13 protein-coding genes are annotated in these 14,528 nt (G+C 65.6%); 10 read left to right on the plus strand and 3 right to left on the minus strand.

Annotation, left to right across the window (positions count from 1 at the left end; translation table 11 throughout):
- The first annotated feature begins 197 nt into the window (after window positions 1–197).
- Both ACVWY0_RS13235 and ACVWY0_RS13240 read left to right on the plus strand, forming a co-directional pair.
- Window positions 198–1,391, plus strand: a complete 1,194-nt coding sequence (locus tag ACVWY0_RS13235; protein WP_485837100.1) for a serine hydrolase domain-containing protein — start codon at window positions 198–200, stop codon at window positions 1,389–1,391.
- Between the two features lie 67 nt (window positions 1,392–1,458).
- A complete protein-coding gene (locus tag ACVWY0_RS13240) occupies window positions 1,459–1,815 on the plus strand; it encodes a GNAT family N-acetyltransferase (RefSeq protein WP_485837101.1) in 357 nt (118 codons plus the stop codon).
- Between the two features lie 20 nt (window positions 1,816–1,835).
- Here the strand turns inward: ACVWY0_RS13240 and ACVWY0_RS13245 are convergent, their stop codons facing one another.
- Entirely contained in the window at window positions 1,836–2,984 is a 1,149-nt protein-coding gene (locus ACVWY0_RS13245) for an ROK family protein (protein WP_485837102.1), read from the minus strand.
- 297 nt (window positions 2,985–3,281) lie between these two features.
- Between ACVWY0_RS13245 and ACVWY0_RS13250 the strand changes: the two genes are divergently transcribed.
- The 3 genes from ACVWY0_RS13250 (at window position 3,282) to ACVWY0_RS13260 (ending at window position 6,621) form a co-directional block, all read left to right on the plus strand.
- The gene (locus ACVWY0_RS13250; protein ID WP_485837175.1) at window positions 3,282–4,694 is read left to right on the plus strand and encodes an ABC transporter substrate-binding protein; all 1,413 of its coding nucleotides are present in this window, start codon (window positions 3,282–3,284) and stop codon (window positions 4,692–4,694) included.
- A 77-nt stretch (window positions 4,695–4,771) separates the two neighbouring features.
- A complete protein-coding gene (locus ACVWY0_RS13255; protein ID WP_485837103.1) occupies window positions 4,772–5,692 on the plus strand; it encodes a carbohydrate ABC transporter permease in 921 nt (306 codons plus the stop codon).
- Window positions 5,692–6,621 (plus strand): carbohydrate ABC transporter permease, encoded by a 930-nt coding sequence (locus ACVWY0_RS13260; protein WP_485837104.1) that lies wholly within the window; start codon window positions 5,692–5,694, stop codon window positions 6,619–6,621. Before ACVWY0_RS13255 ends, ACVWY0_RS13260 begins: the two co-directional genes overlap by 1 nt.
- A 72-nt stretch (window positions 6,622–6,693) precedes the next feature.
- On the opposite strand, the gene ACVWY0_RS13265 is transcribed toward ACVWY0_RS13260, so the two are convergent.
- Entirely contained in the window at window positions 6,694–7,686 is a 993-nt protein-coding gene (locus ACVWY0_RS13265) for a Gfo/Idh/MocA family protein (protein ID WP_485837105.1), read from the minus strand.
- Window positions 7,687–7,799: 113 nt separating this feature from the next.
- Here ACVWY0_RS13265 and ACVWY0_RS13270 point away from each other — a divergent pair, with 113 nt between their 5' ends.
- From ACVWY0_RS13270 to ACVWY0_RS13290, 5 genes are read left to right on the plus strand one after another with little or no spacing between them, the layout of a single operon-like run.
- The gene (locus tag ACVWY0_RS13270; RefSeq protein ID WP_485837106.1) at window positions 7,800–8,864 is read left to right on the plus strand and encodes a zinc-dependent alcohol dehydrogenase; all 1,065 of its coding nucleotides are present in this window, start codon (window positions 7,800–7,802) and stop codon (window positions 8,862–8,864) included.
- The gene (locus tag ACVWY0_RS13275; protein WP_485837107.1) at window positions 8,861–9,658 is read left to right on the plus strand and encodes a sugar phosphate isomerase/epimerase family protein; all 798 of its coding nucleotides are present in this window, start codon (window positions 8,861–8,863) and stop codon (window positions 9,656–9,658) included. The genes ACVWY0_RS13270 and ACVWY0_RS13275 overlap by 4 nt, the downstream gene beginning before the upstream one ends.
- Entirely contained in the window at window positions 9,655–10,983 is a 1,329-nt protein-coding gene (locus tag ACVWY0_RS13280) for an MGH1-like glycoside hydrolase domain-containing protein (protein WP_485837108.1), read from the plus strand. The genes ACVWY0_RS13275 and ACVWY0_RS13280 overlap by 4 nt, the downstream gene beginning before the upstream one ends.
- Entirely contained in the window at window positions 10,980–12,887 is a 1,908-nt protein-coding gene (locus ACVWY0_RS13285) for a glycogen debranching N-terminal domain-containing protein (RefSeq protein WP_485837109.1), read from the plus strand. Before ACVWY0_RS13280 ends, ACVWY0_RS13285 begins: the two co-directional genes overlap by 4 nt.
- 47 nt (window positions 12,888–12,934) lie before the next feature.
- Complete coding sequence (locus ACVWY0_RS13290) at window positions 12,935–13,150, plus strand: hypothetical protein (RefSeq protein ID WP_056346810.1); 216 nt, start codon at window positions 12,935–12,937, stop codon at window positions 13,148–13,150.
- Between the two features lie 88 nt (window positions 13,151–13,238).
- Here the strand turns inward: ACVWY0_RS13290 and ACVWY0_RS13295 are convergent, their stop codons facing one another.
- On the minus strand, window positions 13,239–14,423 hold the full coding sequence (locus ACVWY0_RS13295; protein WP_485837110.1) for a metallophosphoesterase family protein: 1,185 nt from the start codon (window positions 14,421–14,423) through the stop codon (window positions 13,239–13,241).
- Window positions 14,424–14,528: the final 105 nt, after the last annotated feature.

The following is a 14,528-nucleotide window of genomic DNA, read 5'->3' on the forward strand; positions in this document are numbered from 1 at the left end:
GCGGATACCACCCCAGCAGACGCGCCGCTACGCGGGCATTACCAAATGATTCTTCGATAGCAGCTACGCGGGCATCTTTGATGAGTCAACGCGCGTCCTTGACACTCCGTTTTGCCCTGAGGAATATCGAAGGTGCCGGGGCAGCTGGCGGTCTCTTGGGAGTTCAGTTGCTGACCGGCCCCGTGAAGGGACGTGGGATGCAGGCAGCCGTTCATGGATTCAGCTCCTCCGGCCTTGCGGTCGCCGTGGCAGCGGCCGCGCTGCTGGCCTCGCTCGCAGGCTGCACCAGCGCCCCGGATCCGCCAGATCAGCAGTCCCCGACTGTTCAATCCACGACGGCGGCGGCGACGGCGACGGCCCCGAAGACGCGGGCCTTTGTTGCTGTGCTGGAAAAGTACAGCGAGGAAATGCGCGCAGGGGGAGCGACGGCCGTCATCATCCAGCTGAAGTCAAGGCTGGGCGAATGGTCCTCGGCCGAAGGCATCCGCAGCCTTGAAACCCAGGAACCCGTGCAGTTGAGTGACCAGACCCATATCGGCGACATCACCACCACCATGGTGGCGGTGTCCGTCATGAAGCTGGTGGAGGACGGAAAAGTCCAGCTCGATGACCCTATCCAGAAGTACCTGCCGGACTTCGAGAACATCATCAAGCCGCCTGGACCCATCACCATACGCAGCCTCCTCAGCCACCGGTCCGGTATGCCCGACTATTGGGTATCGCCCATCCACATAGGTGACGGGCCCTTCACCCATGAACAACGTGTGTCGTTCGTTGCGGGCATGCCTTGGACCGGCGGATCGGGCAGCCTGTACCGCTACTCCGCCACGAATTATTCGGCGTTAGCCCTCCTCGTCGAGAAGCTGCGGGGCAAGGACATCGGAGCGGCCATTCACGACGACAACGTGGTGCCGTTGGCGCTGCAGGACACCCTGATGACGGGGGATGAGCCGGGCCCGCAGCGGATGCTCCACGGCTACACCCGGACGGAAACCGGCGAGCTGGAGGACAAGGCTTTAGTTCCGTTCCACAACGGTTCCCCTGACACCGGGATGATTTCCACCGTCCCGGAACTCAACACCTATTTCGCCGCCCTGCAGAAGGGGACCCTGCTGACGCTCCAAAGCGTGGCGGAGATGCATCATCCAAAATACGAAACATTCGGCCTTGGTCTCGTCAGACGGTATGACGAGTGCTCCAACAACGACTATTTCGGCCATGTCGGGGTGGTGCGGGGATACGCGGCGCTGGCGCTGATCAGCGCGGACGGGTCCCGGCAGGTGGCCATGGCGGTGGCCCGTGAACCAGTCCCGGACCCGGTTGGTTTCGAAGACTGGCGGTCGCTCGAGATGGCCGAAGCAGCCGTGAACGCGCTCAACCTGGCCTGTTAGCGGGAGACGAAATAAAGGCGGGGGCACCGAGGTTAGGCTGTACCGGAAGCCGAACCGAGGAGATCCTGTGCACGATGTCACCATCCGGCACAACCCGGAGCGCCAGCGCTTCGAAGTGCTGACCGGCGGGAACCTCATTGGTAAAGCCATGTACAAGGAGTACGACGGCGGCGGCTCGCCGCAGCGGATTTTCTACCACACGGTGATCAATGAGGAATACGGCGGCCAGGGACTTGCGGGCAAGCTCGCCAAGGTGGCGCTCAATGAAACGGTTGACGATGGTCGCGCCATAGTTCCGGTCTGCCCCTTCATCAAGAAGTACCTCCGCAAACACCCGGAGTATGCCGCAGCCACGGTGGCCACCACGCCGGCGCACCTGGAATTCCTGAACGCGGTCCTGGCTTCAGGCTCCGCCCGGGCGTAGCGGTCAGTTGCCGGCCGCGCTCAGCCGAGCCGGGCGTTGACCGCGGAAGCAGAGAATACTTGGTTCACCAACAGGGAGGACATCCCGCGGATTCCGGCGTCCTCGCCCAGGGCTGCAAGCCGGACGTCAAGGTGACGCGTGGCCCGGGGGAGCGACATGGGGTACAGCGTTTCGCGGATGCCGCCGATCAGTGAGGACGATGCAAGGTCCCCGGCAATGAGCAGGACTGCCGGGTTAAGCAGGCACACCACGGTGGCCATCACTTCGCCGAGCCGCCGGCCCGCCTCATGTGTCAGCCGCATGCTGTCGACGTTTCCCGCCAGCAGCTGCTGGCGCACATCCCGCCCCGAGGAAGCCTCGATGCCCAGGCCTGCGAGCGCGCGGGCGACCGCGCCTCCGCTGGCTCCTGCGGCGAGGCAGCCGAAGGAGCCGCATTGGCACTGCAGCTCAGCGAAAGCAGGGTGGCGGACGTGGCCGATGTCGCCCGCGCCGCCGTCGACGCCCTGGTAGATCTGCCCGTCGATGACCAGTCCGGTGCCGATGCCGGTGGAAACCTTCACCAGGCACAGCGAAGTGGTGCCGGCGAACCCGGCACTGTATTCGCCCACAGCCATCGCGTCCGCGTCGTTTTCCACCAGGACGGGAACCGGGAACGCGTCCTGGATGAACTCCACTATCGGGTAGGCGTCCCAGCCGGGCATGATGGGCGGTTGGCTGGGCCGGAGCGTGTGCGGATCCACCGGGCCGGGGATGGAGACGCCCACCCCCGAGACCTTCGATGCCGGCGTGTTGGACCTCTTAAGGAGTCTGTATCCCGCTTCGATGATGCCGTGCAGGACTTTCTCCGGACCGTCGTCGACCGCAATATCCAGGTGCTCATCGGCCGCGATGGTCCCGCTAAGGTCGGTGAGGGCGACGCGGGTGGAGGTTGTTTCAACCGACGCTGAAATCGTGCAGGAGTGCTGGAGGTTGAAGGCCAGGTCAGTGGGGCGGCGTCCGCCGGATGGCCTGGCAGTGCCGGCCTCGCGGATCAGTTCGGCCTTCAGGAGCGCATCCACGCGCTGTGCCACCGTCATGCGGGACATGCCTGTTTCTTCCTGGAGGTCCCCGCGCGTCCGGGCCTTACCCGACCGGATCAGCTGAAGGACGTCCCCTGGTCCCACGTACATCTGCGGCTCCTACGGTTGAAAGGCACTTTGGCAATCCTAGGTGCTCCTGAGGTGGAGGAGGCACAACCTGCTTGCGCCCGTGTCGATTGACTCTGCAGCTAATGCTAGACAGCTAGACAACATTTGGATAGCCTTTAGGCACAAGTTCCGGCTTTGTGACTGCGCTCACAGTCGGGAAGTTTTTCAGCACCTGTTTGCTGGCCCGGCCGAAGCGGTCCGGGCCAGACGGAAATGGGGCCCAGCGCGCGAATCCACGGCACCGGTTCCGGGGCCGCCGAAGACAGGAGCATCGAAGTGATGAGAACCAGAGGCCGCTCACAAGTGGCCGTGATTGCGGCAGCGTCGCTGACCATGGCAATACTGGCAGGCTGCACACCCAACGAAGGTTCGAATGGCGGCCAAACCACTGGCGGCACGCAGGCGATCACCGTCTGGACCGCGGACACCCTGCCGGATCGCGTCGCCAAAACGGAGGAGATCATCGCCAAGTTCACCGCCGCCACGGGCGTTCAGGTTGACCTGGTGGGCGTGCCGGAGGACCAGTTCAACCAGGTCCTGACCTCATCCGCTGCGGCCGGCGACCTCCCGGATGTCATCGGCTCCATTTCACTTGCGCAGGTCCGCACGCTCGCCGCTAACGACCTGGTGGACCCCGCATCCAACAAAGCGGTCATCGAGAGCCTGGACGAAAGCACATTCTCCGAGCGGGCCCTCGAGATGACGCGGGACGGCGACCAGCAACTGTCGGTCCCCGACTCATCCTGGCAGCAGCTCCTCTACTATCGGAAGGACCTCTTCGACAAGGCCGGCATTGCGGCACCGAAGACCTACGATGACATCAAGGCAGCGGCGCAAAAGCTGGACACCCCGCAGCTCGCAGGCCTTGCGGCAGCCAATAAGCCAGGCGAGGCGTTTACTCAGCAGACCTTCGAGCACATTGCGCAGGGCAACGGCTGTGAAATGGTCAATGACCAGGGGGACATCACTTTTGACAGCCCGCAGTGTGTGGGTGCCCTTGAGTTCTACCGAGACATGCTGACCCAGTACTCGGTTCCCGGCGCGCAGGACGTGGACACGGTCCGCGCCTCCTACTTCGCCGGCCAGGCAGCCATGGCCATTTGGTCCACCTTCATCCTGGACGAGATGGCTGGCCTGCGTGACAACGCCAAGCCCACGTGTCCTGAGTGCGTTGCCGATCCTGCCTTCCTCGCAAAGAACACGGGCGTGGTGACAGGTATCCAGGGACCCGACGGCGACCAACCGGCCCAGTTCGGCGAGATTGTGTCCTGGACGGTTATGAAGGACTCTGCCTCGGATTCCGCGAAGAAATTCGTGGAGTACTTCATGACCGAAGGCTACGTTGACTGGCTGTCCATCGCCCCCGAAGGCAGGCTTCCGGTCCGCGGGGGAACGGCGAACAACCGCACCGAGTATGCGGACAAGTGGAAGACACTGCCCGCCGGTGTGGACAGGAAGGAACCTCTGGGCAACTTCTACTCCGAGGACGTCCTCTCCATCCTTGAACAGGGTCCGGATGACCTGAGGCGCTGGGGTATCACCCAGGGCCAGGGCGACCTTGTGGGCGCGGCCTTGGGTGAGCTTCCCATCGCCAAGGCCGTCAGTGACGTCACCTCCGGCGGAGTCGATCCTGAAACCGCAGCCAAGCAGGCCGCGGAATCCCTACGCTCCATTCAGAGTTCGCTGAAGTGAGTTCAGTCAAAAAGGACGTTCCTGCAGGGCCGGCGGCATCAGACGCCGGCCCACGGGGGCGCCACAAGCTTTCACCAATGGCCAGAGAGGAGCAGCGGGCCGGACTTACCCTGCTTTCGCCCACGCTGGTCCTGGTCCTGGTCATGGTGGTTCTGCCGATCCTCTGGACCCTGGTGCTTGCGTTCCAGCGGGTTCGGATCCTGAACATCCGTACCGCCGGTATCTTCGGCCCGTATACGGTGGCCAACTTCGATAGCGTGTTCTCGAGCAGCTTCTTCACGTCGCTCGGCACCACGCTGGCCTACTCCATCTTCGGCACCGCCGGGGCGATCATCCTGGGACTGATCGCGGCACTGGCCCTCCGGAAGCCTTTCAAGGGCAGGACCCTGATCCGCGCGTCCATGCTGATCCCCTACGTGTCACCCATCGTGGCCGTGACGTTCACCTGGACAACCATGCTGGATCCGCAGTTCGGCCTCATCAACTATTGGGGAAAGCGGCTGCTCGGCTGGGAGGAATCCATCCCGTTCCTCAGCGAGCGGGCCAGGGAAGTCTCCTTCCTCGGCCTGAACTTCGAAATCCCCACCGCACTGATTGCCGTTATCGTTTTTGAAATGTGGCGGTCCTTCCCGTTCGCCTTCCTGTTCCTCACTGCCCGGATCAACGCTATTCCGGACAGCCTGGAGGAGGCCGCCAGGGTGGACGGGGCAACCCCCATCCAGCGCTTTGTCCACATCATCCTTCCGCAACTGTTGCCTACCATCGCCATGTTGTCCGTCCTGCGGTTCATCTGGACGTTCAACAGCTTTGATGACATCTACCTGCTCACCGGCGGTGGCGGCGGCACCGAAGTGGTGGCCGTGACCGTGTTCAACTTCCTGACCGCCCGTGGCGATATTGGTGCCGCGTCTGCCCAGGCGCTGGTGCTGGCCGTAATCCTCGGCCTGATGGTGGGAATCTACATCAAATTCTTCGGCAAGAAAGAGGAGGTCTCCTGATGGCTGTCCCCGTCGAAACGAGACGCCCGGCCTCCCCGTCCCGGCCCCCGGAGGGTTCGCGCTGGACGCGGGACGTGATCGAGACCAAGGTCTTCGGTGTGCTCCGCTGGGTGGTGATCGTGGGCCTGGTGCTGGTGACGCTGTTCCCGTTCTACTACATGTTTATCCTCTCCATCAGGCCCCTTGACTCGCTGCTGCGCGATCCAGGCTCGCTGGTCATTCCGTTCGGCGAAATCGATTGGGGTTCCTACCGCAACATCATGACTCCGCAGGAGGACGGCGGCCAAGGCTTCCTGAGGTTCATGGGCAACAGTGCCATGGTGGCGCTGGGAACGGTGCTGATTTCGCTGCTGGTGGCCATTCCAGGCTCCTACGCCATCAGCCGGCTGAACTTCTTCGGCCGCCGCCAGATCAGTGCGCTGTTCCTGGCCGTGTACCTGTTCCCCAGCATCCTGCTGGCCATCCCGCTGTTCACCTTCTTCACGCGGCTCGGCCTGCGCGGCCAGTTGGTGGCGCTGCTCATCGTGTACGTGGCCCAGGTCATCCCGGTCACCATCTACATGCTGCGCAATTACTTCGACACCATTCCCACCAGCCTGGAGGAAGCCGCGGCCCTGGACGGCTGCAGCAGGCTCGGCGTGCTGCGCCGTATCAGCCTGCCGCTGGCCATGCCGGCCATCATTTCCAACGGCCTGTTCGTGTTCATGATCGCGTGGAACGAGTTCCTCTTCGCCCTGCTGTTCCTGGTGAACACCCGTTCCAACTGGACCGTCTCGCTGGGCCTGTCCCAGCTGGCCGGCAGCATTGAAGTGCCCACCACCGTGCTGATGGCCGGTTCGGTGATCCTCACGCTGCCCATCATCATCATCTTCTTCGCTGCTGAGCGGCTCCTCACCGAGGGCCTCACTGCCGGCGCGGAGAAAGGCTGATGTGCCGCACATGCGGTACGGCGGCGCCGGCCCGGACACCTGGCTGGGCCGGCGCCTGCAAACCGCGCCACATTACGCGTTCGGCAGGATCTCGGTCAGCGGGACCCGCCGTTGTTCGAGGGCGGAGAGGGCCGCCGCCTCAACCAGCGCTTGGACGTGTACTGCCCGCTCCACATCCACTGTTACCGGGGTGCCCAGCCGGACGGCGTCTGCGAACTCCCGCCGCAGGGCAGGCCAGCATTCGGAGTGGTCCATCCCCTCGGTGGTGTAGTCCAGGCTGCCGGCCGCTGAGTAGACGCTGAGCGTGGTTCTGGCCTGGGGCAGCCGAACGGAGCCGGACAGGCACGCCTGGCCGGTGGCGCCGTCACTATGGAATGTGGTCAGGGTGACATAGTCCTTGCTGCCTTCGGCGCGAACTGCCTGGATCGGTCCGGCAGCGAGTTCCATGAGGTCCAGCAGGTGCGGGCCCAGGTCGTACAGCACGCCCAACTCCTCGCGCCAGCCTTGGGTGGCTTTGCCGGCCGGGAATCCGGTGTTGAGGAATCCTCCGTCAAGGAGTCCGCCGTGGAGGTACGTGCCGGTGACGCCGAGGACGGCCGCTTCGCTGCGCAGTTCCGTCGCCTCCGTGAGGAAGCTGCGGGTCCGTTGGTGGTAGCGCTTGGTAAGGACGACGGCGTTTGCCACCTTGTTGCGGCGTACGGCGTCCGCCACGGCTACCGCCTGCTGCAAGGAGGCGCCCAGCGGTTTCTCGAGCAGGAGGGCCAGGCCGGCGTCGGCCGCGCGTGGGGCCAGTTCGGCCTGCACCGGGGGCGGCACGGCGAAGTCGACGGCCTCGCAGGACGCGAGCAGCTCTTCGAACGTGCCGAAGGCCCGCACGCCGTGCTCTGCGGCAAGCGCCTTGGCGGTGCTCCCGCTCGCGGACCACACGCCTGCAAGTTCGGTCTCGGCGCCCGCGCTGTGCAGTGGTGCGTGCATGGTTGCGGCCCATTGGCCGGCGCCCACCAGCCCGACTTGCACAGCCGGATAGCGGGCAGCGGATTGCCTCGTGGAGGCGTCGGAAACCATGTGATGAAGATACTGCAGATTCTGTCTAACGTCTATACACAAGTAGGCTAGTTGTTATGCTAATGTCGTTTGCATCACAGTCCTAGCCGCCCCCACCTAAGGATCGATCCGAAGTGTCCCGCTTCCTCCGCATGGCCGCGCCGCGCAGCCTCGCCGTGATCGACCAGCCTTCCGTTCCGCTCGAAGCCGGTCAGGCGCGGGTGCGGACCATCTATTCCGGCATTTCGGCGGGCACCGAGCTCACTGCCTACCGCGGCACCAACCCCTACCTGACATCCATCTGGGATCCCGACGCCCGGTTGTTCCAGCCCGGGCAGGAGGCGCTTGGCTATCCGCTGGATGGCTGGGGATATTCCGAAGTGGGCGAAGTAGTGGAGCTGGCACCGCAGGCAGGACAGGCGGTGGACACCGTTGATGCCGATCCTCCCGTGCAGGTGGGCGACATGGTCTGGGGGATCTGGGGCCACCGGGACGAGGGCGTTCTCGCGGCAGAATCACTGCGGGGCCACGTGCTGCCGGAAGGGATGGATCCCCTCGCCGGCGCCTTCGTGCGGGTTGGCGCAATCGCCCTGAGTGCCGTGCTGGCCGCGGACCTGGGCCCCGGCTCCACCGTGGCCATCTTTGGCCAGGGCGTCATCGGACTGCTTGCCACCCGCTTCGCAGTGCTTAACGGGGCAAAGGTGATCGCCGTGGACGGAATCCAGGCCCGCCGCCGGCGTGCCCTCGAATGGGGTGCCCTGCATGCCCTCGGCCCCGCCCCGGAACTGGCAGGGGACATCCGGCGCATCACCAGCGGCGCCGGCGTGGACGTGGCGATCGAACTCAGCGGAAACTACCGTGCACTGCACGAAGCCACCCGGGCGGTAGGTGCCGACGGCACCGTCATCGCCGCCGGCTTCTATCAGGGCGAAGCCGCCGGTGTCCGGTTCGGTGAGGAGTTCCACCATAACCGGGTTCAGCTCCTCGCTTCCCAGATCGGCTCCGTTCCCAACCGGCTCCGCTCCCGCTGGACCGTGCCCCGGCTGCAGCAGACCGTGGTGGACCACCTCGCCGACGGCCGGGTGAACGCGCCGGCCTTGGTGACCCACACCTTTTCCCTGGCGGATTCCGCCAAGGCCTACGAACTCCTGGACACGGACCCGGAGTCCGCCCTCCAGGTGGTATTGGAGTTCCCATGACCCTCATCACCGTCCAGGAGCAGCACCTGCCCGGTACCAGCCTGGAAGAGAAATTCGACCAAGCCCTTGCCTGGGGATTCGACGGCATCGAACTGCGGTCCGCCGGCGGGCTGCAGTTCCAGGCGCGCCTGCCGGAACTGCGCCGGGCCCGGGATGCCGGTGTGGTCATGCCCACAGCCTGCGTGGAGATGCCCCACTTTGTCGGAGCCTTCGACGACGAACTGCGGAAGGACGCCGTCGTCCAGCTCAAATCGCAGCTGAGCGTTATGGCCGAGATCGGCGGCCGGGGCGTCATGACGCCGGCCTCCTACGGCATGTTCTCCAAGCGCCTTCCTCCATCCATCCCGTCGCGCACCGAGGACGAGGACACCGCCGTGCTGGTGGAATCATTCACGGAGCTTGGCGAGCATGCGGCCGCCGAAGGGGTGGAGATCTATCTTGAACCCCTGAACCGTTATGAGGACCACATGATCAACACCCTCGCCGACGGCGTGCGGTTGCTGACGCTTGTGGGCCTGGACGCCGTACGCCTGGCTCCGGACACCTATCACATGAACATTGAGGAAAGCGACCCTGCGGCGGCCCTCCAGGACGCCGCCGGATACATCGGCCACATTCAAGCAAGCGATTCCAACCGCCTCGAACCCGGTGCCGGGCACATCGACTGGGCCCTCTTTGGTGCGACGCTGAAATCCATCGGCTACCAGGGCACAGTGGCCGTGGAATCCCGGTTGTCCGGACCGGCGGAGGAAGTCCTTCCACGGGTGCCCTCCCTGTTGGGGCGATACCTGTGACAGCCGTCTCGGGGACCAGCGACGGCGGGTCATCAGTAATGGCCGAGCTGATCGCCGCGCGTTCCACGGCGGTGCTGGAGGCCAACTGGCGCACGACCCACACGGTTCCGGCCGCCGGCCTCTACCCCCACCAGTGGAGCTGGGATTCGTCCTTCATTGCCGTGGGCCTCAGCCGGATCTCACCCCGCCGCGCGGGCCAGGAGATGGATGCCCTCTTCGCCGGCCAGTGGGATGACGGCCGGCTGCCGCAGATCATCTTCGATCCCCACCGGGACGAGGACTACGCCCCGGGGGCATCGTTCTGGCAGTCCCGCCTCATTCCCGGCTCCCCGAAGCAGGTGGAGACAGCAGGCTTGGTCCAGCCGCCAAACCACGCGTGGGCTGTCTGGAAAATCCACCAGGCCGACCCCGCCGAATCCCGCCGCCGCTCCTTCCTGGAGCGGAACTACTCCAAGCTGGTCCACTGGCACGAATACCTGTCCGGCCGCCGCGACTGTGGCGGGTCCGGCTTGGCCTGCATCGTGCACCCTTGGGAGTCCGGCACGGACAATTCGCCGCTGTGGGACACAGTGATGAAACGGATCCCGGCGGACAACAAAACCGAACTGAACCGGCCCGACCTGCAGCACGCCGACGCCGGCGAGCGGCCCGGCCAGAAGGAGTACGGCAAATACTTCTGGATGGCTGAGCGCTACCGGGACCACGGCTGCGACGACGCCGATGCGGACTACCCGTTCCTGATGGAGGATCCGCTGTTCAACACGCTACTGGCGGTGTCGGAGCTGGCCCTGGCGGACATTGCCGCCGAGCTGGGCCTGCCCGGCGAGGCCCACCGAGACCGGGCGCAACAGATCACCGAAGCGCTGGAGGACCTGTACGTCCCGGAACTGGGCTGCTACTCAGCCCGCGACATCACCGATGGGACAGTGGTCAAGAAGGCGACCATCAACGGCCTGATCCCGCTCCTGCTGCCCGGACAGGTCCACACCGACGCCCTGCTGGAGACCCTGAACGGACCCCGCTTCATGGACGGGCGCGCCCTGATGGTGCCCAGCTACGACGCCACGGCCGTGGACCACAATCCGGCGCTGTACTGGCGCGGCCCGGCCTGGTTCAACATGTCCTGGATGGTCGCGGAGGCCCTGGAATCGCTCGGCCGTACGGACCAGGCGGCCTTCCTTCGGGGCAATATTGGCAGGCTCGCAGCGGAGCACAACTTCCCCGAGTACGTAGACCCCTGGACCGGAGCCGCGCACGGGACCCGCAGATTCAGCTGGACCGCCGCGCTGGCCCTGGAAACCACCTATCATCGGAGCACGCCATGACCGCTGTTGCACCCCCGTCCGCCGTCTCGGTCCTCGTGGCCCACGGCGCTATGATGCGCGGCGCTGCCGACGGAAGCGTGGGCCGGGCAGACGCACCCGCGCAGGGAACCGAAGGCCTCTACATTGCCGATACGCGCCTGCTGTCCCGTTGGATCCTGGAGATCAACGACTCCACCTTCTGGGATGTGGGCAGCGTCCGTGAACCGGGCCGCCGCGAGACCGCCCTCAGTCCGGCGGCACGGCGGAACCAGACGCACGACCTCTTCGTCCTCCGGACCCAGGAGCTGGACGCCGGAGGCCTCACCGATACCCTGCGCATCCGCAACCTTGGCCGGGAGCCAATCACCGCCCGCCTGGTCCTGCGGGCCGGCACAGACTTCGCGGACCAGTTCACCGTCCGCACCGACGGCCGGATCTTCGATCTCAGCGCCGCCGCCAGCAGCATGGACGTCCACGACGACGGCTCGCTGGCTTTCGATTACAGCCACACTTTCCGGGGCCGGACCTTCCAGGCCGGCGTCCGCCTGGCCGCGAGCATCCCGCCAACGGTCCGCAGGGAGCCTGCCGACGGGCGCTTCGTCGGCGCCGCCCTGTCCTGGGATCTGGCGTTGGCAGCGGGGGAGACGCAGGCCCTGACTGTTTCTGCGGTCGCCAGTGGCGGGCAGGCACGCCCGACGGTTCCGGCCGCCGTCGTACGTTCCGGCGAGGGGCTGACCGCCTTGGCGCGCCAGAGCCTGAAAGACCTTGATTCGCTGCTGATGCCCTGCCCCGTCAAGCCCGAACTGACCATCCCCGCGGCCGGGCTGCCCTGGTTCCTCACGCTCTTCGGCCGGGATTCCCTGCTGGCGTCGATGCTCACGCGTGAAGAATGCCCGCAGCTGCTGGGCGATGTGCTCCGCGCGTTGGCTGCAACGCAGGGAACAGCGGATGATCCGGCGCGGGTGGAGCAGCCGGGGAAGATTGTCCACGAGGTGCGCGTGAGCGAGCTGGCCCAGCTGGGTGCCGTTCCCTACGGCCGCTACTACGGCACGGTGGACTCCACACCGCTGTTCCTGATGGCGATGGGGCAAGTGGAGGATCCCGCGCTGCTCCGCGACCTGGAGCAGCCCGCCCGCGCAGCCGTCGAGTGGATCCTCGGCGACGGCGGCCTGAAGGACACCGGGTTTGTCCGCTACACCCCGGACCCCGCCGGCCTGCTCCACCAGGGCTGGAAGGACTCGTTCGACGCCGTGGCCGGAGCCGACGGCCGCGAACCGGTAGGCGCCATCGCCCTTGCCGAAGTGCAGGGTTACACTTGGCGCGGCCTCCGGGAATGCGCCCGCCTCGCAGCCGAGCAATGGGATGACCAGGCCTGGGCAGGCACCCTTCGCGGGCTCGCCGACGAGCTGAGGCTCCGCTTCCGGGACGCGTTCTGGATGGAGAACCAGAACTTTCCCGCCCTGGCCGTGGACGGTGAAGGCCAGCAGGTTGACGCGCTGGCCTCCAATGCCGGCCATCTGCTGTGGGCGGGGATCCTCGATGCCGACGACGCCCGTGCGGTCGCTTCCCGGTTGCTCCGGGACGATTTCTTCACCGGGTGGGGGATCCGGACCCTCGCCGAAGGCCAGCACTATTACCACCCGATGTCCTATCACAACGGCTCCGTCTGGCCGCATGACAGCATGCTGGCCGCGGACGGAATGACAGCCTACGGGCTGACCGACCAGGCGCGGACCGTGGCAGCGGGGATCCGGGAGGCGGCCGCACACTTCGGCAACAGCCTGCCGGAACTGTTCGGCGGGTTCTCGCGGGCGGATTTCCCTGTGCCGGTTACGTACCATCACGCAGGTTCGCCGCAGGCCTGGGCTGCGGCCGCGGGCCTGGCCGCTGTCCGCCTGACCAGTAGCTCCGAGCGGGCGGACTAGGAAAAGCGCACGGGGTGCGATGCCGCCGCCGGGCTTATCGTGGACGTATGGGCTCGCCAAAGGTGCAGCTGTACCTGGATATCACCGCTAAAGGCCTGTGCCTGCTGGGCGTCGCGCTGATGATCTTCGGCCAGGGTGGATGGTTCTACGTGGGCGTCGCCACGGTGGTCCTGGGCGTGCTGTTCATCGGCGCCTCGCTGATGGCCACCCGCAACCTGCGGCACAGGGGATGGGACGGCAGGAACCGGCCAACAGCCGGATAGCCCGCCCCACCCCCTCGCCCGCCAGTCCCGCCGGAGCCACACGGAGCCACACGGAGCGGCAACCTAGTCATGGCCGACGCTAACGTCCCTAGACCTGGGCCGGGTCCAGTGGCTGGGGAACGATCGGCTGGTCGTTCGCGGTCAGGTCGATGCCCATGTCCTTGGCGAAGACCAGCCGGGTGTCCTTGTAGATTCCGGGGTGGTTCTCATCCAGCTCAAAGACCCGGGCGCCGCGCAGGCGGTTCCGTTCAGCGCCGGGGAGCCCATAGGCGCCGAATCCGGTTCCGGGGGCGTAGCCGAGCTGCACCCCGTAGTAGTTGCCCACGTAGGTGTTCACGTGGTCGTGGCCCACAAAGTAGCCGAGCACATCCCCGCGCTCCAGGAAGGCGTTGAACAGGCCGGAGTTGATGGGGCCGGGGCACTCGTCCTCGTTCCGTTCGCCGACGATGTTGTGCTTCGTGAGGGCCCGGGTGTGATCGGCGTCCGTCCGCGAGTCGAGGCTGGCGAACCACATGTTGCGGTGCTCGTGGAGCGCAATGTGGCCCCACATCAGGGAGGGGACCTTCTTGCCGTACTTCTGTTCGGTGGCGATGGACAGGTTGCGGTACCAGGTGACCTGGTCCATGCGTACCCAGTCCCAGTCGGGGTAGCCTTCGAAGTCCTGTCCATTGATGGCGTCCGGGGCATATCGGCCGGTGTCGATGAGCCACAGGCCGAAGGCCGGCTCCTTGGACTTGGCCGACTGCACGAGCAGCAGCGAGTTCGACGTCCCGGTGAGCCCCGGCGTGGAGTCGCCGTTCATGTTGAATTCGTAGGTCTGCAGGAACTGCAGCATTTTGGCCTCGGTCATGCCCGTCCGTGCCACGGAATCCTCGTCGTGGTTGCCGAACGTGACGGCCCACGGGATCTCCCGGCGTTCCATGGGCTGGACCACGTGGTTGAGTGCCTGCTTGACCTCCAGCTCAGAGTCGCAGCCGCCATTGATCACATCGCCGTTGATCACCACGAAGTCCGGCTTCTCCGCGTCCAGGGTCTTGTCCATGAGCTCGATCGTGCGGCGGTCCGTCTGCTCGTCGTCCTGGGTGTCGTTGAACTGGATCACTTTGAAGCCGCCGTCTGGGCGGAATGCGAGGGTGGGTTTGGGTGCCTTCGCCCCCGGCGCCGCGTAGCTTCTGGCTGCCGCGGCCACTGTCAGTCCCAGCGCGCCAAGGGTTCCGGCGGCGGCCAGCGCGGCCCGCCGGCTGAGGTTGGGCTGGTGGATTCCGGTGGTCATCGATGCCTCTTTCACTCATGCGGCCGTACCTCCGGCCGTCGATCCTGCGACAGTACGCAAGACAGGTATCGGGTTCCGGAACACTTGGTGAACGCCACATGCGGG

It is taken from the genome of Arthrobacter sp. UYNi723 (assembly GCF_054057635.1).

Bases quoted from the DNA above. Each gene is read 5' to 3' on its own strand.
- ACVWY0_RS13235 (WP_485837100.1), top strand. From the start codon at position 198: ATGCAGGCAGCCGTTCATGGATTCAGCTCCTCCGGCCTTGCGGTCGCC.
- ACVWY0_RS13245 (WP_485837102.1), bottom strand. From the start codon at position 2,984: ATGTACGTGGGACCAGGGGACGTCCTTCAGCTGATCCGGTCGGGTAAG.
- ACVWY0_RS13250 (WP_485837175.1), top strand. From the start codon at position 3,282: ATGAGAACCAGAGGCCGCTCACAAGTGGCCGTGATTGCGGCAGCGTCG.
- ACVWY0_RS13255 (WP_485837103.1), top strand. From the start codon at position 4,772: ATGGCCAGAGAGGAGCAGCGGGCCGGACTTACCCTGCTTTCGCCCACG.
- ACVWY0_RS13260 (WP_485837104.1), top strand. From the start codon at position 5,692: ATGGCTGTCCCCGTCGAAACGAGACGCCCGGCCTCCCCGTCCCGGCCC.
- ACVWY0_RS13265 (WP_485837105.1), bottom strand. From the start codon at position 7,686: ATGGTTTCCGACGCCTCCACGAGGCAATCCGCTGCCCGCTATCCGGCT.
- ACVWY0_RS13275 (WP_485837107.1), top strand. From the start codon at position 8,861: ATGACCCTCATCACCGTCCAGGAGCAGCACCTGCCCGGTACCAGCCTG.
- ACVWY0_RS13285 (WP_485837109.1), top strand. From the start codon at position 10,980: ATGACCGCTGTTGCACCCCCGTCCGCCGTCTCGGTCCTCGTGGCCCAC.
- ACVWY0_RS13290 (WP_056346810.1), top strand. From the start codon at position 12,935: ATGGGCTCGCCAAAGGTGCAGCTGTACCTGGATATCACCGCTAAAGGC.
- ACVWY0_RS13295 (WP_485837110.1), bottom strand. From the start codon at position 14,423: ATGACCACCGGAATCCACCAGCCCAACCTCAGCCGGCGGGCCGCGCTG.